Source organism: Candidatus Hydrogenedentota bacterium (genome assembly GCA_016791475.1).
Lineage (GTDB): Bacteria > Hydrogenedentota > Hydrogenedentia > Hydrogenedentales > JAEUWI01 > JAEUWI01.
Genome location: JAEUWI010000530.1, coordinates 1 through 500, shown reverse-complemented (window position 1 = coordinate 500; position 500 = coordinate 1). Strand labels below are relative to the sequence as shown.

1 protein-coding gene is annotated in these 500 nt (G+C 47.2%); it reads right to left on the bottom strand.

Features of this window, described 5'->3' with window-relative positions:
* Positions 1 to 92: 92 nt before the first annotated feature.
* Positions 93 to 500: hypothetical protein (locus JNK74_30640; GenBank protein ID MBL7650525.1), on the bottom strand; the 408-nt coding region annotated here is incomplete at its 5' end.

The window sequence follows — 500 nt, the reverse complement described above, 5'->3', positions numbered from 1 at the left end:
ACACCATGCGGCCGATGCGGCCGAAGCCGTTGATACCAATTTTGATTGCCATGGAAATATCCTCAGGTTTGGAGATTGCGAAGTTGAAAAATTCAGGCGCTGACCATGGGGCCATTCATGAAAAGATGACCCTTCTTGGCAGGAATAACGCTTTCTAGAAAATCGGGTATACGCGGTATGACGCCGCCGCATTCATTGATACATGCTGCATCGGTGATCGCCGTAGTATCAGGGCTCAGCATGGGCTTGAAACCACGATTCTTATTGGACCCCACTGATCCATTTCGATCCCATATGGCCAGAGCCGTGCTCTTGGCAACAGGCTTTGCCATGGAAAGGACTTGGGCTTTGGAGACGTTGCCTGTAGCAATATGGAAACCAATCAAGTTAGAAACCAGATCTTCCTGACTAAATCCACTATTGGTAATGAATTTAGGGAAATAATCCTGGTAATTCTCAAACTGCAGAGTAACCTCCATAAAAATCGCCAGCGCAACTGA